The 18,268-nt window shown below is 72.4% G+C and carries 19 protein-coding genes; 8 read left to right on the forward strand and 11 right to left on the reverse strand.

Going from position 1 to position 18,268, the window contains the following annotated elements:
- The first annotated feature begins 262 nt into the window (after positions 1-262).
- The 3 genes from EAO76_RS40075 (at position 263) to EAO76_RS40085 (ending at position 1,581) form a co-directional block, all read left to right on the forward strand.
- Positions 263-556 (forward strand): hypothetical protein, encoded by a 294-nt coding sequence (locus tag EAO76_RS40075; RefSeq protein WP_148841177.1) that lies wholly within the window; start codon positions 263-265, stop codon positions 554-556.
- Entirely contained in the window at positions 553-738 is a 186-nt protein-coding gene (locus EAO76_RS40080; RefSeq protein ID WP_148841178.1) for a hypothetical protein, read from the forward strand. Before EAO76_RS40075 ends, EAO76_RS40080 begins: the two co-directional genes overlap by 4 nt.
- Positions 739-933: 195 nt before the next feature.
- The gene (locus EAO76_RS40085) at positions 934-1,581 is read left to right on the forward strand and encodes a hypothetical protein (protein WP_148841179.1); all 648 of its coding nucleotides are present in this window, start codon (positions 934-936) and stop codon (positions 1,579-1,581) included.
- 40 nt (positions 1,582-1,621) lie between these two features.
- Here the strand turns inward: EAO76_RS40085 and EAO76_RS40090 are convergent, their stop codons facing one another.
- The gene (locus EAO76_RS40090; protein ID WP_148841180.1) at positions 1,622-2,098 is read right to left on the reverse strand and encodes a hypothetical protein; all 477 of its coding nucleotides are present in this window, start codon (positions 2,096-2,098) and stop codon (positions 1,622-1,624) included.
- Between the two features lie 256 nt (positions 2,099-2,354).
- Entirely contained in the window at positions 2,355-4,556 is a 2,202-nt protein-coding gene (locus EAO76_RS40095; protein ID WP_148841181.1) for a HEAT repeat domain-containing protein, read from the reverse strand.
- 617 nt (positions 4,557-5,173) lie between these two features.
- Here EAO76_RS40095 and EAO76_RS40105 point away from each other — a divergent pair.
- The gene (locus EAO76_RS40105) at positions 5,174-5,707 is read left to right on the forward strand and encodes a DinB family protein (protein WP_148841182.1); all 534 of its coding nucleotides are present in this window, start codon (positions 5,174-5,176) and stop codon (positions 5,705-5,707) included.
- A gap of 170 nt (positions 5,708-5,877) precedes the next feature.
- Here the strand turns inward: EAO76_RS40105 and EAO76_RS40110 are convergent, their stop codons facing one another.
- Positions 5,878-6,423, reverse strand: coding sequence for a cupin domain-containing protein (locus EAO76_RS40110; protein ID WP_148841183.1), 546 nt, complete (start codon positions 6,421-6,423; stop codon positions 5,878-5,880).
- A gap of 51 nt (positions 6,424-6,474) precedes the next feature.
- The gene (locus tag EAO76_RS45040; RefSeq protein WP_187438989.1) at positions 6,475-6,642 is read right to left on the reverse strand and encodes a hypothetical protein; all 168 of its coding nucleotides are present in this window, start codon (positions 6,640-6,642) and stop codon (positions 6,475-6,477) included.
- A 58-nt stretch (positions 6,643-6,700) separates the two neighbouring features.
- Here EAO76_RS45040 and EAO76_RS40115 point away from each other — a divergent pair, with 58 nt between their 5' ends.
- From EAO76_RS40115 to EAO76_RS47010, 3 genes are all read left to right on the forward strand, one after another.
- On the forward strand, positions 6,701-7,201 hold the full coding sequence (locus tag EAO76_RS40115) for a MarR family winged helix-turn-helix transcriptional regulator (protein WP_148841184.1): 501 nt from the start codon (positions 6,701-6,703) through the stop codon (positions 7,199-7,201).
- A 265-nt stretch (positions 7,202-7,466) separates the two neighbouring features.
- Positions 7,467-8,621: a low specificity L-threonine aldolase gene (locus tag EAO76_RS40120; protein WP_148841185.1), complete on the forward strand. Its 1,155-nt coding sequence runs from the start codon at positions 7,467-7,469 to the stop codon at positions 8,619-8,621.
- A 53-nt stretch (positions 8,622-8,674) separates the two neighbouring features.
- A complete protein-coding gene (locus tag EAO76_RS47010) occupies positions 8,675-8,983 on the forward strand; it encodes a hypothetical protein (protein WP_262376152.1) in 309 nt (102 codons plus the stop codon).
- A 179-nt stretch (positions 8,984-9,162) separates the two neighbouring features.
- Here the strand turns inward: EAO76_RS47010 and EAO76_RS40130 are convergent, their stop codons facing one another.
- The 4 genes from EAO76_RS40130 to EAO76_RS40145 form a co-directional block, all read right to left on the reverse strand.
- Complete coding sequence (locus tag EAO76_RS40130) at positions 9,163-10,791, reverse strand: ABC-F family ATP-binding cassette domain-containing protein (protein WP_148841186.1); 1,629 nt, start codon at positions 10,789-10,791, stop codon at positions 9,163-9,165.
- A 276-nt stretch (positions 10,792-11,067) separates the two neighbouring features.
- On the reverse strand, positions 11,068-12,456 hold the full coding sequence (locus EAO76_RS40135) for an MFS transporter (RefSeq protein ID WP_148841187.1): 1,389 nt from the start codon (positions 12,454-12,456) through the stop codon (positions 11,068-11,070).
- Positions 12,453-12,992: a transcriptional regulator gene (locus tag EAO76_RS40140; RefSeq protein ID WP_148841188.1), complete on the reverse strand. Its 540-nt coding sequence runs from the start codon at positions 12,990-12,992 to the stop codon at positions 12,453-12,455. Before EAO76_RS40140 ends, EAO76_RS40135 begins: the two co-directional genes overlap by 4 nt.
- 141 nt (positions 12,993-13,133) lie before the next feature.
- On the reverse strand, positions 13,134-13,910 hold the full coding sequence (locus EAO76_RS40145; RefSeq protein WP_148841189.1) for a helix-turn-helix domain-containing protein: 777 nt from the start codon (positions 13,908-13,910) through the stop codon (positions 13,134-13,136).
- 97 nt (positions 13,911-14,007) lie between these two features.
- Between EAO76_RS40145 and EAO76_RS40150 the strand changes: the two genes are divergently transcribed.
- Entirely contained in the window at positions 14,008-14,814 is an 807-nt protein-coding gene (locus EAO76_RS40150) for a sulfite exporter TauE/SafE family protein (protein ID WP_148841190.1), read from the forward strand.
- A 107-nt stretch (positions 14,815-14,921) separates the two neighbouring features.
- Here the strand turns inward: EAO76_RS40150 and EAO76_RS40155 are convergent, their stop codons facing one another.
- The 3 genes from EAO76_RS40155 to EAO76_RS40165 form a co-directional block, all read right to left on the reverse strand.
- The gene (locus EAO76_RS40155; RefSeq protein ID WP_148841191.1) at positions 14,922-15,749 is read right to left on the reverse strand and encodes a sugar nucleotide-binding protein; all 828 of its coding nucleotides are present in this window, start codon (positions 15,747-15,749) and stop codon (positions 14,922-14,924) included.
- 419 nt (positions 15,750-16,168) lie between these two features.
- Positions 16,169-16,843: a response regulator transcription factor gene (locus EAO76_RS40160; protein WP_148841192.1), complete on the reverse strand. Its 675-nt coding sequence runs from the start codon at positions 16,841-16,843 to the stop codon at positions 16,169-16,171.
- Positions 16,840-18,192 (reverse strand): histidine kinase, encoded by a 1,353-nt coding sequence (locus EAO76_RS40165; protein ID WP_148841193.1) that lies wholly within the window; start codon positions 18,190-18,192, stop codon positions 16,840-16,842. The genes EAO76_RS40160 and EAO76_RS40165 overlap by 4 nt, the downstream gene beginning before the upstream one ends.
- Positions 18,193-18,268 lie beyond the last annotated feature (76 nt).

Raw genomic sequence — 18,268 nt, forward strand, 5'->3', positions numbered from 1 at the left:
TGTGGGACGTGGCGACAGGCCGTTGTGTCCACGTGCTCGACAGTTGTGAACGCGTCCACGGCGAACACCTCGTCATCACGTCCACGGCAGATATCTCGTCCGATGATCCGCCCCCATCGGGAGCGGTGTGATCACCTTCGCCCGGCATTCGCCGAAGCTCCACCGTCACATGCGACAGCCGCACGCCTCCGTCGTTGTCCAAAACGGCCGGAGCCGCCGGAACGACGGCCGCGACCCGTCGCGGCGCTCGTAGGATGCCTGGATGCCCAAGCCGATATGGATGAACCGCCGCTCGTGGGTTGCCGCGTGGGTGGTGCTGTGCGCGGCCGGCCTCGCCGCCGCAGCCGGACTGAACGCCTCCTCGACGCCGGACCCGCAGCCCGAAAAGCCCGTCAGTGCCGAGTGCGCCGAGCTCATCGCGGACGTCGAGGCGCAGGTGGCCGAGGCCCGGAAGGAGGACGAGGGGGACGGAGTGCTGGCCTTCTCCCGGGTCCGGGACGGCGCCGGGGACGACTGCCGCGACGCTCTCCGCGACCACTTCCGGGGCGATCGGTGAGCCGCGGTACCCGGATCGCCGCGACGGCGGGTGCGGTCTTCGTCGTCGCCGCGGTGGTCATCGCGGTGGGCGCCGTGGCGGAACCGGAGCAGCGGCCCGCACCGCCGCGGGTGTACTCCTCCTGCCTGGCGGCCGACACCGAGCCGGTTCCGGCGGGCGGCGACCCGTGCGACGGCCGCTGAGGAACGTCCGGGCGACCGTCCGCGGCACTGCGGAGCAGCCCCCTGGAGAAGGCTCCGGCCCGGCACCGGCCGGAGAGGGCTCCCGCGCACGGCCGGGTCGGTGAGTGACCGTGCGTGCTTGCCGGACGGCCGCTCGCACCGGGGGCGTACGGGGTATCAATATCTTTGGGAGCCAAGGCAGTTGAGGAGGGTTCGGTGAGCGGAAGGCCGCAGTCGTGGGTGGTCGGCGCCATGCTGGGCGTCGCCGCTTCGGTGCTGACGTGCGGGCTGGCCGTGGTGGCCGTGGTGCTGGTTCCCGCCCGGTGGCCGCACCCGGTGGTGACGGCCGTTGCGGTGCTGTTGGTCCTCGGTGCCGGGTTCACATCGATCCACGCGTGCTTCGTCCGTCTCGACTCCTGGCACTTCGGGGTGGCCGCGGTCGTGGAGACCCTGCTGGCTCTGGGGTTGTCGGGGTTTCTCGGTCAGGCCGTGCTGGATGTGTGGGGCGAGCCGGTGGACACCGTCGTCACGAAGTCCGTACGGCACGAGAAGAACTCTCCCACGGGGGCGGTCACCGGGTTCTGGTGGGAGTGCTCGCTGGAACGGCTCGACGGTACGGAACTCGAACGGAATCTGCGGGAGCCGGACCTCCCCCCGCTCGGGAAGGCGTGTCCCGCCGGAGCGAAGGCGGGAGACCGGCTCGTGGTGTACACGGTGCCGGGAGGCTTCGCCGCGCCGCAGACGAATGCCCCCGTCGGCGGTGTGTGGCCGGTCGTCGCATTCGCCGCTGCCGCCACGGTGGCGGCGGCAGCGTTCACGGCTGTCGGCATGGCCCGTGCGGGCGCGTCCACGAATCCTCCGTGAGCCCCCGCGGGCCCCGTACCGGTCGCTCCCCGTGGCGGGGTCAGTCCCCGTCGTCGAACCACTTCCCGCCACAGCGCCGGCAGCGCTCGCCCCACCACGGGTCTTCCCAGTCGTGCTCGGTGACCACGTGGTTGTCCGTCTCGCCGCAGCGCCGGCAGATCTGCGCGTAGTCGCAGGGCGTGGCCCTGCGGTAGCAGGTGACGTAGTCCGGCCGCTGCTCCACCGGGAGGCTGTCCACCGGGACGAGGTCGTTCGCGTGCAGGACGTGTCCGTATTCGTGGCCGCAACGGACACAGGCGACGGTCCTTCGGCACGGTTCGTCCGTGGGTTTCTCACGCCCGTACCGGTGCAGCACGTCGGACCGTCGGAGCCGGTCGCAGAACGCGCACCGCCATTCGTGAAGGCACGGGGTGGCGGGGCGATCGAGTTCGTCGGGCGTGAGGCACCGTTCCTTGTGGAGCCCGAGCCGGCACAGCATGCGACGCAGGAATCCGGAATGCCGGAGGGACGAGGTCATCTGTGCGACGCTCCCCAGGTTCGCAACCATGGCGATCGGCACGCCGACCGGCCCCTCGTACGCATCGTAGGACGCGACCGCACGACGGCGAACGCCCCGGCGGACAATCCGGCCCCGATGGCCTTCGAGCAGCCGCGGCGCCCCGTCCTCGGACGAGCCGATGGCAATGTCCGCCCGGGCGCCGCCCCTGCCGGGGTTCGAGGGCGGGCGGCATCGCCCGCCCTCGAACCCCTCGCCCATGGGGCCGGGGGCGTTCTCACCGGTGTTCTTCCGCGCCGGAACCGCACACGCCCTGGTCCGGGAGGTTCCGCAGGCGGGTCAGGACGGCACGGCAGGTGCGCTGGAACTCCAGGTCGCGGGTGACTCCCCGGCCCCAGGGTTGTTCGCCGCGCCGTGGCTGCGCCATCGCGGCCTCGATCCGGTGCAGTGCGGGGCGTGCGGCCGGGCCCATGCGGTTGAGGCAGGCGACGACGTCGCACGCGGTGGAGTCGTTGTCCCTCCACGCGTTCAGCAGAGCCGGCACGACGGTGTCGGCCTCGTCGTCCCCGCCCGCGTCCCACAGGGCTGACGCGACGTGGACGAGGGTCCAGGAATCGTTCAGCACGGCCGAATCGTTCTGTTCGTTGCGCGCGTTCTGCTCGATCTGCTCGTTCAGGATCCGGCGCAGGCGCGGCAGTACGGCTGCGGCGGGAGGGCCGATCCGGCCGACGAGGTCGATCGCGTCGAAGTTCCGGTGGTGGTCGAGGAGGCGTTCCAGCAGTGGTACGACGGTCTCGGGGCGGCGTTCGAGTTCCCAGACGGCGCCCGCCGCGGCGGTGCGGAGGGAGACGTCGTCCGCGTCGGTGAGGGGGCGGACGACGTCCAGGGCGGATGCGGCGCCGGTACCGAACGACGCGAGCGCCTCCAGGACGGGCTTCGCGGTGCGCCATTGCTTGTGCCGGACGGCGGCCCGGGCGGCTTCGGCGAGGGCGGGCACGGCCGCCGGATCACCGAGCCCGGCGAGGGCGGAGGCGAGAGCAGTGGGGCTGACGTCGGGCCACTCCCGGGAGTGGTCGACGTCGGCGAGGCGGCGGACCAGCCGGGGCGTGAGTTCCGCGGCGGCCCCGGGCAGGCGGCCGGCCGCGTTCACGGCGCGCCAGGCGTCGGTGTCGGTGTCCAGCGCGACCAGCAGACCGGGCAGGGCCCGCTCGTCCCCGAGGCCGGCCAACGCCACGACGGCCTGCTGGTGGGCGCGGCGCAGGGCACGGTGCGGACTCGCCCACGCGTCGGGCCGGTGGGTGGTGAGGTAGGTGGCGAGGGCTTCCCTGGCCGGTTCGGCGAGGGTGGCCAGGTGCCCGAGGGCCTCGGCCGCTGCCGCAGCGGTGCAGGAGTCGTACGGCAGCAGGCAGTCGCCGATGAGCCGCACCAGACGGGTGTGATCACCGCGCAGGGACGTGATGAAGCTGCGCGCCATGTCGATGGCGTCGTACCGGGTGCCCGGGTTCGGACTGCGCAGCTGCTCGGCGAGCAGAGCCGTCCGGTCTTCGACACGCGTGCCCAGGGCCTTGTGGAGGGCCACCAGCAAAGGGGTGGTGGGCGTGTGGACGCGGCCCTGCCGTTCGAGATCGGCGAAGGCGGCGGAGATGTGTCCGGGGACGTTCGGGTCGGGTTCGGGCTCGGCCTCGCACGCGCAGGGGCGTGCGGGGTTCTGGGGCCCTCGCGCCCGGTCCTGTCCGGGCCGGGGTGCGGGCGTGACCCGGCGGAGCAGTTCGATCGCGGTCGGCACCGTCCGGTCGTCGATGGAATCGGGGGCGCAGCGGGCCCGGTGGACGAGCGCCGCCAGGCGGGTGTCCGGATCGGTCGTGCCGCTGTCGGCCAACGTGTCCAGCCACGTTCGCGCCGACGCGGCGGCCGCGGGCAGACGGAGCGCCAGGTCGGCCGTCGTCCGTACCACCAGCAGACGTTCGAGGGCTCCGCTCTCTTCCACGAGGCGGTCCCGCAGGAGTTCCACCGCCCGTTCGGCATCGTCCAGGAAGAGGCCCAGTCCCTCGATCGCAGCCCTGCGTACCCGCGGGTCGGGGTCACCGGAGCGGGCGACGAAGGCGTCGGCGTGTTCGCGCATCAGGTTCGCGGTGTCCGGGTAGATCGTGGAGTCTTCCCCGTCCTCGCCGCAGATGACGGCGTAGGTCTCCTCGGCGTCGATCGCTTCCCGCCCGATGCCGAGCAGAAGCGCGACGACTTCCCCCCGGTCGGGAGTCGCGGGGTCGTCCGCCATCGCGAACAGGAACGGCAGGCTGGCCACCGTGCTCGAATAGATGCTCCCTTGGTGGAGCGCCGCGCCGTAGAAGTTGCCGAACGCCTCTCTCCGTATGCCGGGGTCGGGCGAGACCATGTCGCGCAGCCATCCCGGCACGTCGTCGGCCGGTCCGTAGGCGTGCCCCAGGGACGCCCAGTCGGTGCTCTCCAGGTTATTGATCATGACCGGCACTATGCCGGGCAGCACTGACACTTCCGGCGGAACCGACTCGACGCCCCCCACGACATGTACGGAGCAAAGCAGTGGGTGCCGGGTCCCGGGAGTGCGGCAGGTTCGGAATGGCGCTCCCCGGCCGCCGAGCGGGCTCCGCTGAGCCCGGCGCGGCAGAACTCGTCGCCACCCGCCACCCGCCACCCGGCATACGCATTGCTCATGGGCCGATTCAGCGAAATCCTCTGCCGGGTCTCCCCATGGACGCCTGGCTCTGCCGGCAGATCGTGGTACCCACCGCGCTGTGTGCTCCCTGCCGATCAAGCGAGGCATGACCATGGCGTATCTTCGGGGCACACCGCAGGTGGCCCCGACCGGCCGCGTCACGACCGCAGACGTGTACGGGAAGTACGATCAGCCCTTCCTGGACGCCGTCCCGGGCGCTCTCGGCAAGGAGTTCCCCGTCCGCGACGAGGACGTCCGGGGCCTCCACCGCTTCGCGACAGCGGCCGGCACGAAGGCCCACCCGGCGGGCGGCCCGTTCGTCCTCGACGTAATGGGCGCCCTGTCGCCACTGCCGGAAGCAGCCCCCGACATCCACCGCCACGACGCAGCCCGAGAGAAGCAGCATGCACGAGATCACCGCACTCCTGCGCGAGTACGACCGCGCCCGCGCCTACACCGACGAGCTGTGGAAGGACCTCACCCCGGACGAGGTGACCTGGCGCCCGCACGAGGACTCCAGCGCCATCGGCTGGCATCTGGGCCACCAGGCCCACGTCGCCCACTTCATGATCCGCAACCTCACCGCCGCCGAGCCCAGCCCCGACCCGGAACTGGACGGCCTCATGGACTCGGCGAACCCGGAGAAGTTCCGCGGCGCGCTGCCGACCGTCGAACGGCTCACCGCCTTCCGCGACACCGTCGCCGAACGCGTCCACGCCCGCATCGGCGACATCGCCGCCGGCAGAGTCGGCGCCCCCGCCCAGCTGACCGTCGTCGCCAACCACCTGCTGCTCGCGCTCATCAACCACGAGTACCAGCACGACCAGTGGATCAGCGAGGTCCGTGCGGACAACCTCGGCCACGCGCTTCCCTCGGATCCCGCCTCGGACTGGCTCAGCCGCGTCGACGGCTACCTCGTCTGCAATCCCTGCGCCTGACCCCGGGCCACCGGACACGTCCCTGTCCGGGCGACTCATAGGCCGCATGAGCACCGTCCCGTCCCCCACCTCCCTCGACTTCAACGGGCCTCGACTCCGCGCCCGACGGTTTCAGCGCCTTCCACCCGACCGGTCGCACCGGCGCCGCCCGTCTCAGGGCCGGGTTTGCGTCACTGCGAGCTGCGGGCTTGCCAGGACTGCGCCGCCGGTCCCTTGGCCATGTCGGTGAAGTAGCTGTCGTGGTGGACGAAGAAGGCGAGCCGTTCCTCGTCGCTCATGCCGGCGAGGTGACCGATCCCCTCGAAGTAGCCCTCCCGGGCCGCGCCGGGGGTGAACAGCATCAGGAAGTCGACCGGCTCGCCGGACTCGTTCCCGAAGGAGTGCAGGCCGCCCGGCGGCACGTGGAAGAAGTCTCCTGCCGATGCGTCGAACCATCGCCGGCCGTCGTACACCCGCAGCGTCCCGGCCACGACGTAGAACGATTCGCTCATCGTTCTGTGGAAGTGGGTGCTCGTGCCCGCGGCTTCGGGGCTCATGCGGACCCGGTAGAGGCCGAATCCTCCGCCGGTCGACGTCTTGGTGGCGAGATAATCGGTCCGTCCGCCGGACGGTGTGGTGAGGTCGGCCGGTGTGTCGGCGGAGCGGAAACCGGCGCTGATCTCTCCGTGGTCTCCGTGATAACGGGGCGGTGGGTAGTCGCTGTCCAGCCAGGACATTTCATCTCCTTGTTTCCGAAGTCGATCGCGTGCGGGCGTTCGAGGACCCGCTCAGTCCCCAAGTGCGGCCAGGAGCGGTGCGGGGGCGTCGAGGAAGACCTCCAGTCCGAGCAGTCGGCCGTCCCCGATCCGCCGGACGTGCAGTTCCCGGTCGAGGTCGCCGTCGGTGAACGCCCGGTGGACGGCCCGGACCGCCTCCATGCCGTGAGACATGAGCATCCCCCATTTCTCTTACCGGTAAGATACCATTGAGATACTCAAGTGGGAGAGGTGCCGGATGAGAGACGCCGTGGACGCGGTGATGGACGCTTGGCGCCGGGAGCGTCCCGATGTGGACATCTGGCCGGTCGGGGTGGTGGGTCGGATCCAACGGCTCGCCCGGCTGCTGGAGGCGGAGGTCCAGGGCTTCTTCCGCCGACACGGCCTGGACAACAGCGAGGCCGACGTGCTGACCACGCTCCGGCGCTCGGGCGAACCCTACGAGCTGACCCCCGGCCAACTCGTCAAGGCGTCGATGGTCACCTCGGGCGCCATCACCAAACGCATCGACCGCATGGTGGCCAAGGACCTCGTCGAACGGGTCCCGGACACCGTCGACCGTCGCACGGTGCGGATCCGGCTCACCGCCCACGGTCGCCGGACCATTGACGACCTGTTCGCCCTGCACATCGCCAACGAGGCACGCCTGCTCCAGGCCCTCGACCGCGATCGGGCGGACGAACTGGCCGACTCGCTGCGCACCCTGCTGCAGTCGCTCGGCGACACCTCCCTCACCTGAGAGTGCGGAACGTGAGCGCGCAAGGGCTCCGGTGCCGTGGACGGGAGCCCGAGCGCGCGCAAGCCGGTCGAGAAGGTCATCGCCCTCGACCGGCAGCGTGCCTCGTCGAGGCCGTGGCGAAGCCGAAGCAGGCCGTCCGCGTGAAGGAGCGGCCTCCAGCCGGGGCCGGCACGTGGATCGCGGCTCGTGGTCGTCATGCGTGGTCCCCGGGGCGCAGTGGGAAAATTCCGGTGACGCGCCCGGTCCTGTACACAATGATCGGCGGATGACCGAAAGCCCTGGCACGGACCTACGACTTCGCAGACTGACCGCCTGGCGCGGTGCGACGCGGGTGCTCTCCCGCCTCGCCGCCGAGCACCGGATCGGCGACCGGCTGGCCGCCCTCGCCGCTGACGCGGGCAGCGTGTACGACCTGGACGACTCGGTCGACATGTACGGCGACGGCATCGTCGGGGAGCTGGAGCGGCGCACCGCCCGCGCCCTGGGCACGGAGGCCGCCGTCTTCTTCCCCACCGGCACCATGGCCCAGCAGGTCGCGCTGCGCTGCTGGGCGGGCCGCACCGGGAACCGCACCGTGGCGCTGCATCCCCGGTCGCACCCCGAGACGGACGAACGCGGCGCCTTCGAGGCGGTGAGCGGGCTGCGTACGGTGCATCCGACGGCCGGGCCCCGGCTGCCGACCGCCGACGAGATCCGTGCGCTGGACGAGCCCTTCGGCGCGCTGATGCTGGAACTGCCGCTGCGCGAGGCCGGTTTCGTCCTGCCCACGTGGGACGAGCTGACCGACGTGGTGGACGCGGCCCGGGAGCGGGACGCCATCGTGCACTTCGACGGGGCGCGGATCTGGGAGTGCACCTCGCACTTCGGCCGTCCCCTGCAGGAGATCGCGGCGCTCGCGGACAGCGTGTACGTGTCGTTCTACAAGTCGCTGGGCGGGATATCGGGGGCGGCACTGGCAGGACCGCAGTCGCTGATCGACGAGGCGAGGGCCTGGCGCCACCGTTACGGAGGGGATCTGTTCCACCAGTACCCGACGGTGCTGAGCGCGATGCTGGGGCTGGAGAGGGAGCTGCCCCGGTTGCCGGAGTACGTGGCGCACGCGAAGGTGATCGCGGCGGCGCTGGCCGAGGGGCTCGAATCGGCAGGGATGTCGTGGTTCCGGGTGCATCCCGGGGTACCGCACATCCACCGGTTCCAGGTGTGGCTTCCATACGCCCCCGACGTGCTGACGGAAGCCTCGGTACGGCTGGCCGAGGAGACGGGGACGACGCTGTTCCACCGGTGGTTCCCGGCCCCGGGGGGACCACCGGACATCGCGTTCACCGAAGTGACGGTGGCGGCCGAGGGCCTGGAGTGGACGGCGGAGGACGTGCTGACGGCAGTGGCCGAGTTCACCGGCCGCCTGCCCGGGAGGCCCTGACAACACGGGGCGACGCTGAACGAGGTCCTCGACGCCCGGTCCTCCGGTCGGCGGTGACCGAGTCGCCCGGCCTGAACCGGCCGGACCCTGCCGGGCTCGAAGACCTCCGGGTACGCCGGCGGGGTGGACGGCTCGGAGTCCTGCCGGCGTGGACCCGGCACCGGCCGTACTCGCCGGACTCGTTCCCGTGCGGGTCGCGGCCGAGGCCGGCGACGTCCGGTGGCGGGGTTCGCGCCGCGGCCCCGCTCACGGCCCCGGCCGTCACCGTCGGCCTGCACCTGTGGCGCCGCAACGCGCTGCTGAGCGTCCTCGGCTGCACCGCCACCCACGTGGTCCTGGCCGGCACGGTCTTCGCCCGCTGACCGGGAGTACCGGAGTGCCGCCGGGAGGGGCGCCGCCGGGGCCGGCGCGAGCCGACATGTCCGGCCGTGGCAGGGCGAGGGCTCGGGAAACCGTCGCCCTGCCACGTTCTTCCTGTCGAGCTCTTCCTACCGATTTCTTCGCCGACCGCCGCGCACCGGGTCGGTCGCGGCGGGCCGCGTCAGCCGGCCATGGCGCCCACCGCCTCCGGTGTGGTCTCCGTCAGCTCTCCCCCCTCCAGCAGCAGCCACCGGGTGATGCCCAGCGAAGCGAGGAACGGCAGGTCGTGGCCGGCCACCAGCAGCGCGCCCTCGTACGACTCCAGGGCCGTGGTGAGCTGCCGGACGCTCGCCATGTCCAGGTTGTTCGTCGGCTCGTCCAGCATCAGCAGCTGCGGCGCCGGATCGGCCAGCATCAGCGCGGCCAGCGCCGCCCGGAACCGCTCGCCGCCGGACAGGGCCGCCGCCTTCCGGTCTGCTACGGCACCCCGGAACAGGAAGCGGGCCAGCCGCGACCTGATCAGGTTGTTGGTGGCGCCCGGTGCGAAACGGGCCACGTTCTCCGCGACGCTCAGTTCCCCGTCGAGGATGTCCAGCCGCTGTGGCAGGAACCGGGCCGGTACGTGCACCGCCGCCTCGCCCGACACCGGGGCCAGTTCCCCGGCGATGGTGCGCAGCAGCGTCGTCTTGCCCGCGCCGTTGCGCCCGACCAGCGCGACGCGCTCGGGACCGTACAGGTCGTACCCGCCGGTCACACGCGCGCCGTGCACCATCTCCAGTTCGCGCAACGTCAGCACCGACCGGCCCGGCGGCACGGCGGTGCACGGCAGGTCGACACGGATCTCGTCGTCGTCCCGCACGGCCTCCACCGCGTCGTCGAGGCGTTCCCTGGCCTCGGCCAGCCTCTCCTCGTGCATCATGCGGTGCTTGCCCGCGGACTCCTGCGCCGAGCGCATGCGCAGCCCCATGACCACTTTCGGTTCGCGCTTCTGGTCCCACATCTTCTGCCCGTACCGCCTGCGGCGGGCCAACATGACCTGGGCGTCGACCAGTTCGCGCTTCTGCCTGCGCAGGTCGGCCTCCGCGACGCGGACCATGCGCACGGCGGCCTCCTGCTCGACGGCGAGGGCCTCCTCGTACGCCGAGAAGTTGCCGCCGAACCAGGTGATGCCGCCCGCGCGCAGGTCGGCGACCTGGTCCACGAGTTCCAGCAGCTCCCGGTCGTGGCTGACCACGATCAGGACGCCCGGCCAGGAGGCGACGGCGGCGTGGAGCCGTCGCCTCGCGTACAGGTCGAGGTTGTTGGTCGGTTCGTCCAGCAGCAGGACGTCCGGGCGGCGCAGCAGCAGCGCCGCGAGCCGGAGCAGCACGGATTCGCCGCCGGACACCTCGCCGACGGTGCGGTCGAGTCCGATGTGCCCGAGGCCGAGTTCGCCGAGGGCGGCCAGGGCGCGTTCCTCGACGTCCCAGTCGTCGCCGACGGTCTCGAAGTGCTCCTCGGCCACGTCGCCGGACTCGATGGCGTGCAGCGCGGCCCGTCGGGCGGCGACGCCGAGCGCCTCGTCCACCCGCATGGTGGTGTCGAGCGTGATGTTCTGCGGGAGGTAGCCGATGGTGCCGGCCACGCGGACGGCGCCGTCGACCGGGGCGAGCCGGCCGGCGATCAGTTTCAACAGGGTTGATTTACCCGATCCGTTGACGCCGACGAGTCCGGTTCTGCCAAGTCCGAAGGAGGCGTCGAGCCCTTCGAGGACGGAGGTCCCGTCGGGCCAGGCGAAGGACAGGGACGTACAGGTGACGGAATGAGTCATACGGGGTCTCCGCGGTTGCGTGATGGTTCGGGGCAAACGCGTATCGAGACACCGGAGGCGGCGACCCGCTGTCGGCAGGGGAGAGGTGAAGCCCGAGGAGCGCGGAAATACCGAAAACCCTGCTCCGCAAGGACGGCTCCGACGCCGAGGTCGCACGCGGCATCCCCACACGTACACAGGGGGACACGGTGTCTCAGGACCTCAGAGGAACAACGTCCTTCTCCGATCGGCGGCAACAGAAGCCCGCACAACGTAGCAGGGGGTGGGCCCGCACCGTCAACGCTTTTTTGCCGCCCCGGGCCCGGCACCGGTCAACGGCCCCTCGGATCCCTGAACGGCACTCCTCCGAACGGGATCCTGCGGTTCCGGATGATCCGACCGGCCCGGGTGGTCCGGGCGATCCGACCGGCCCGGGTGGTCCGGGTCGTCGGCCGGGGCGGCGGCGGCACGCAGTGCTGCCTCGACCCGGCGGTTGCTGGTCATGGTCGACGTGACGGCGGTCATGGTGAGGAGGAGGCCGGCGGCGGCGTAAAGCGGGGTGCGTACGTCGTGGGCGGTGGCCAGCCAGCCGCCGAGGAAGGCGCCGAACGGGGCGGCGCACATGGCGAGCATGCGGGAGGTGGAGGCGACCCGGCCCATCAGGTGGGCGGGGACGATCGCCTGCCGGAGGGAGGGGCCGAGCACCATCGTGGTGCCCATGCCCGCTCCGCAGACGGCGAGCGCGAGGCCGGCGACGTACGGGTTCGAGGCGGTGGCGAGGCCCAGGACGGCGAGTCCCTCGACCGCGGCCGTGCAGGTCAGTGCGGTGCCGATGCCGAGTCGCCGGCCGAGGAAGGAGGCGATGGCCGCGCCGAGCAGACCGCCGGTGGCCTCCGCCGTGAGGAGCAGGCCGAAGCCGAAGGTGCCGATGCCGAGGCGGTCGTGCGCGAAGAGGGCGAGCACGGTCTCCACGGCGAGGAAGGCGATGTTCCCGACCGCCGGACGCAGCGCGAGCCCGAGCAGCAACTGGTCCCGGAAGACGTACGAGGCGCCGGCCCGCGCCTGCCGCAGCAGCGGCTCACGGGCCTGCGGTACGGGCCGGGGCGTGGCGGGCAGCGACCGTACGAGCAGTGCGGAGAGCGCGAACGACACCGCGTCGGCGAGCAGCGGGAACGCCCGCCCGAGCGCGAGCAGGGCACTGCCCGCGGGCGGCCCCGCGAAGCCGGACGCGGCGGTCTGGGCGCCGCGCAGGCGGGAGTTGGCGCGTTCCAGGAGTGCGGGGTCGCGGCCGAGCAGGTCCGGCAGGTAGGCCGTGGCCGCCGTGTCGAAGAAGAGTCCGCCGAGGCCGAGCAGGAAGGCGACGGCCGCGAGCAGTGGGATGCTCAGCACGTCGAGGGCCGCCGCTGCCGCCGGTATCGCGAGCAGCGCCGCGCGTGCCGCGTCCGTGACCCACATCGTGCGCCGACGGTCCCAGCGGTCCACCAGCGCACCGCCGAGCACCCCGAAGAGCAGCCACGGCAGTGTTCCGGCGGCCGTGACGACGGCGAGCGCCATCGGATCCCGCGTCAACGTCAGCGCGAGCAGCGGCAGCGCGGCGTGTGACACCCCGTCACCGAGCGAGGAGATCGTCTGCGCGGTCCACAGCCGTCCGAACCCGGTCGGCAACTTCCGTGCGTTCGAGGTCACTCGGCGCCCCCTTCGGTCTGCTTGCCCGGTGCCGGGCGGAACAGCGCGAAGACGAGTGACGCGTCCGGCAACGACGGGTCGGACAGCTTCCGGTACTCGTCCGCCAGTGCCTGGAGCCGCGCCCCCAGCTCCGCGAACTGCTCCTCGGTGAGCCGAAGATGCGCCATCCCCACGTGCCGTTCGCTTTCCGCCGGTGCGTCCTCCAGGTCCGCCACCGCGTGCCGCATCAGCACGTCCGGCCCGCCCTCGCCCGGATCCGGCAACACGATCGAGCGCGCGGCCATCGCGTAGTACCGCTCGGTGACCCCCCGGACCTTTCGCGTCCGCACCACCTTCACCAGCCCGGCCCGCTCCAACAGCCGTACGTGGTAGCTGGAACTTCCTTTCGCGAGGCCCACCCGCTCGGCGATCTGCGTGATCGTCGCGGGCTCGAAGCGGAGCACGGCCATGATCCGGTGACGTGTGAGGTTGGAGACGGCGCGCAGTTGTTCGTCAGTGGTGACGTGAAACGTCTCGGGAAGGTCTTCGGCAGGCATGACCCCAATGGTCAACGTTTCTTGACCATTGAGCAAGAGGTTTCGCCCGGACTTCCGGAACCGGCTGCTGTCCGGCACCTGGGGCCTTCACTCGTACCTGTGCCGGATCATCCGCGTCGTCCGGCACATCCCGGGGGTCGGTCACCCGGCCTGCCCGACGGCCCGGTAGGCGCTCGGCGGGCGGCCCAGCAGGGTGCGGAAAGCGGTGGTGAACGCAGCCGGGCTGTCGTAGCCGAGGTCGGCCGCGATGCGGGTGACCGGTGTACCGGCGGCCAGGTGCCGCAGGGAGTGCACGATGCAGGCCCGTTGCCGCCACTGCGCGAAGTTCAGCCCGGTGGCGTCGCGGAACCGCCGGCCCAGGGTGCGTTCGCTGACGCCCAGGGCCGCGGCCCAACGGGCGGGCGGATCGTGGACGTCGGGACGGCGCAGGAACGCGTCGCACAGCCGTCGAAGTGCCGGGTCGGCGGGCAGCGGGATGTTCAGGGGCAGTGGTGCCAGGTCGGCCAGTTCGTGCAGGAGCAGACCGACCAGGGCCGCGTCGCGGCCGTGCTCCGGGTAGAGCGGCTTCATGTCGACGGCTGCCAGGAGGAGTTCGCGCAGCAGTGGGGAGACCTCGACGACCCGGCAGCGGGCGGGGAACCACGGCACGGCGGCGGGTTCGATGTAGAGGCTGCGGGTGCTGACCCCGGGCATGGCGACCTGGTGCCGGGTCCCGGCCGGGATCAGCACCGCGCGGTCGATGGGCACCGTCCACGTGCCCTCCGCCGTCGCCAGCTCCATGACGCCGGTCGCGGCATACAGCACCTGGACCCGGCGGTGCTCGTGGTACGGCAGCAGGTGGCCGGGCGGGTAGTCGGTGCCGATGGCCAGGACGGCACGGTCGATGGCATCGACCTCGTCGATGGGGACGTTGCGCACACCGCCAGACTAGGTCCCGACCTCCTGTCGGATTGGCGAAAGCATCTGGCGTTCATTCGATTGCCCGCCATGTGGCCGGATCCGTAGCGTCAGGGCAGTGCTGACCTCATACCTCGTGCTTCTTCTGTTCGGCTGCCTGACCGGGATCACCACGGTGCTCTTCGGGTTCGGCGGCGGCTTCGTCACCGTTCCCGTCGTCTACGGCCTCTGGAGCGTCACGGCGCACTCCGGCGCCGACGTCGGCGCGATGCACGTGGCGGTGGCGACGTCGACGGCGGTCATGGTCGTCAACTCGGCCTTCGCCACTCTGACGCAGTGGCGCCAGGGTCGGCTGCGTCGGGAGTACATCTGGCCGATGGCCGCGTTCGTACTGGTCGGCGCGGTGGCCGGGTCGTTCGCGGCGACTCGGATCGGCGACACCGCGCTGCGGGTGCTGTTCGCCGCGTACCTGCTGGTGACGATCGCCGACAGCCTGCTGCGCAAGGGCTTCCTGTCCGTCCCGCGGGACCGGGAGCCGCGCCCGCCGAGCCGCCCGGTCAGGACGCTGGGCGGGGTCGGGATCGGCGCGGTCGCCGCCTGCCTGGGCGTGGGCGGCAGCGTCATGACCGTGCCGCTGCTGCGCCGCCGGGGCCTGCCGATGGCCGAGGCGACGGCGATGGCCAACCCGCTCAGCGTGCCCGTCGCCGTGGTCGGCACCGCCGTCTACGCCCTCGCCGCCCCCGCCCTGCACGCCCGGGCCGGACTGCTCGGCCACATCGACCTGCTCGCCTGCGCCGCGCTGCTCGGCGGCTCGCTGCCCACCATCGCCCTGGCCCGCCGCACCGCGACCCGCGTCCCGGACCGGGTGCACTCCGTCGCCTACGTCACCCTGCTGGTGATCGTCCTGCTCGCCATGGGGATCTGAACGGCGGGTCGAGGGTCGCCCCGTCCTCGCCGACGGGGACGGGGACGGGGACGGGGTGAGAACTGCCGGATCCGACCGTGGTCGGGCGCGTTGCTTCGAGGAGCCGGTCAGGCTCCCGTCGCCAGGAATTGCCGGGCGCCACGCAGCACGGTGCGCAGGTCGCGCCGGGTCGCGCGGCTGTCGAGGCGGACGTCGAGGGCCCCGGGAAGCCCGCTGGTGGCCCGGAGTCCCGCGGGCAGCCGGGAGGCGTCGAGCCCGTCGCGTCCGGCGACGAGGACTCCGAGTTCGTGGCGGCTCACGGCGTCGGCTCCCGACAGATGGTGGACGCCGTTCGCGTTGCCGGCCGCGAGCTCCAGCAACGCGGCGGCCAGATCGGTGACGTGGACGGGGCAGCGGATGTCGTCGGTGAACAGGGCGCCGTTTCGGGTACCGGCCACGAGGTCGTGCACCAGACGTACGTGCGCGGACCGCCGGTCGCCGATGATCAGTGAGGTGCGAGCGACGACGGCGTCCGGGTGCACGAGGCGAACGCCCGTCTCCGCCGCGGCCTTGGCCGCGCCGTAAGGAGTGACGGGGTCGGGCGGACAGCTTTCGTCGTAGTGGACGCGGGTGCCGGAGAACACCGCGTCGCTGGATACGTGGACCAGTCGGCAGCCGTGCTTCGCCGCGGCCATCGCCAGGCGGACGGGGCCCTCGGCCGTGACCGCCCAGTCGGATTCGCCGCTCGTGGCGTTGACGACGAAGCGCGGACCGACCTCGGCCACGACTGCCTCGACGCGCTCGGGGTCCCGCAGGTCGAGGGCGTGCCACGCGACCCCCGGAACGCTGCCGGGCCCGGTCGCGAAGGTCGCGGCCGTGGCGTTCCCGGCCGCGACCGCCCGGCGCACCAGCTCGGCGCCCAGGAACCCACTGCCGCCGATGATCAGGGCCGTCATGACGTGAAACCGTAGCGGACGGGCCGGCACCGCGGGGCCGCCGCCTTCCGACATGTTCTTCCGGGCTCGCGCCGACGGGTCACACGCGTATCGGAGGGGAAGCGTGCCGGGTGGGCGGCTCGACGCGGAGTGGGTCCGGTCCCCGGAGTCGGCGGAGGCCGGGCTCGCTGCCACACGGAGAAGAAAGCGCGGGCCCGAAGGCGGCCGCCCGCGTGCGGCCGGACGGTACGGGGTCGGGATGCCGATGTGGATGCGGGTGACCCGCTCGACGTCGTCCTACGGGCCCGCGACCGCGCCGGCGACGCGGTTCCGGAGGGCTCGGGACGGGGCACGGCAGCCACCGGCGAGTGGCAGTGACCAGCACGGTTGCCTCCCGGGGCAGGCGGCGGGCGGTAGGTCGGCGGCCGGGAGGTCCACCCTCAGATCTGATCGGACTGGGCCAGGCCCGACTGCCAGGCCCAGGCCGCGATGCCGACCCGGTTGCGGACGACCAGCTTGCGCTGGAGGTTGGCCACGTGGGACTTGACGGTGGCGGGTGAGATGAACAGTTCCTCGCCGATGTCCACGTTCGACAGGCCCCCGGCGACCAGCACCGCGACCTCCTCCTCGCGCGGGGTCAGCGGCTCGACGGGCGGGTTCCCGTCCCGGTCGACCGGGGGGACGAGCCGGTGCAGCATGCGTGCGGTGATCTGCGGGCTGATGAGCGCGTCGCCGGACATCGCCGCACGCACCGCCTCGACCAGAAGCGTCGGTCCGGAGCGTTTCAGCAGGAAGCCCGAGGCTCCGCCTCGGAGCGCGGCGTGCACGTATGCGTCGAGGTCGAAGGTGGTGACCACGACGACCCTGACGGGCGGGTCCGCCCCGGGGCCCGCGAGCCGCCGGGTCAGTTCGAGACCGTCCAGGCCCGGCATCCGGATGTCCGCCAGCAGTACGTCGGGACGCAGGCGCCGGGCGGCATGGAGCGCGGTGACGCCGTCCGCCGCCTCGGCGATCACCCGCATGTCGGGTTGGGCGTCGAGGACGAGGCGGAAGCCGGCGCGGACGGCTTCCTGATCGTCCGCCAGCAGAATCCGGATGGTGCCGGAGGTGGTCATACGACGGTCTCCTCGGGAGTCACGCCTCGCGCGGGGCTCGTTCGCGGATGCGGGTCCGCCGCCGGTGGAGCACCGGCGGGCAGCGGAAGAGTGGCCGTGACCCGCCAGCCCGCGGTCCCGTGCGGCCCCGCGGTCAGCGAGCCGCCGAGAGCCTCGGCCCGGTCGGTGAGCCCGGACAGTCCGAGGCCGCCCCGCGCGCGATCCGGAGGCAGGGACGCCCGTGGGGCGGCTCCGGCCCCGGCCCCGGCCGTGTCCGTGACGGTGATGCGGAGAGCCGTGCCGACCCGGTGCGGCACCCGCCGGACGGCGATGTCGACGACCGCGGCGGCGGACGCGTGGCGGCGGATGTTGGTGAGGGATTCCACCACGATCCGGTAGCCGGTCGCGCTGACCTCCCCGGGCAACCCCTCCAGCGCGTCGCCGGTCACGTCGAGACGGGCCCGAACGGTGCCGGTGCGGGTGAACCGGGCTGCCAACTCGGTCAGTTCGCCCAGGTCACGCCGCCGGTGCCCGGAACGGTCGGAGCCCTCCGCGCCGGGGGGCCGCCCGGCAGTCGGGGCGGGGACACCGCTCGGCACCGCCGCGTCCCGGCCCCGGCCCCCGTCCGTGTTGAGCGTCCATACCGTACGGTCCATCGCGGCCAGTGCCTGCAGGCCCGCTTCCTCGATCCGCGGCAACAACTCCACGGCCCGCGCGGGATCCTGCCGTGCCAGGAGCCTGGCAGCTTGGACGAGCACCACCACTCCCATGACGTCGTGCGCCGCGAAGTCGTGCAGATCGCGGGCGACTTCGAGACGCTGGTCGCGACGCTGCTCCGCGAGGGCCCGGCGTCTCCCGGAGTCCTGGACGCGCAGACAGCCGCCCAACGCGACGGCACCCGCCGCCAACAGCGTCCAGAGCAGGCACAGCACCGCGGTCTCCGCCGGACCCGAGGGCGGGGTCAGATGCGGGCCGATGCGCAGGGGCAGCGCCCCGATCGCCCCACCCTGCACGAGGGTGCACGCGATCGCCCCGGGCGTTGCGTGCATCCGACGCACCGTCGGCACCAGGAGTGCGAGCAGCGCGAGTGTCTCCAGCACCCACCACCAGCCCGTGGCGTTGACGACCGGTCCTCGGTAGCACGCCGTCACCGCCCCGGAGCCGACGGCGGCGGCGGGCCCCCACCACCGGCGGGCCGACCGGCGCCGGGGCAGACGGGTCGCCGCCGCCAGCGCCGCACCGGTCGTCAGCAGTCCCACGGCGACGATCGTGACGCCCGTGGCAGGCCCGGTCGTCCAGGCGGCAGCGGCCACGCCGAGGAGCAGAAGGCCGCCGAGCACGCGCAGTTGGGGCAGGTACCGATCGCTCATGATCACCGACCCTATGAGACGGGGCGGTGAATCCGGGTGGCGGCCCGGGACCGGGGTCGGTCCCGCTCGGTCCACC

It is taken from the genome of Streptomyces sp. sk2.1, from assembly GCF_008120935.1.
Lineage (GTDB): Bacteria > Actinomycetota > Actinomycetes > Streptomycetales > Streptomycetaceae > Streptomyces.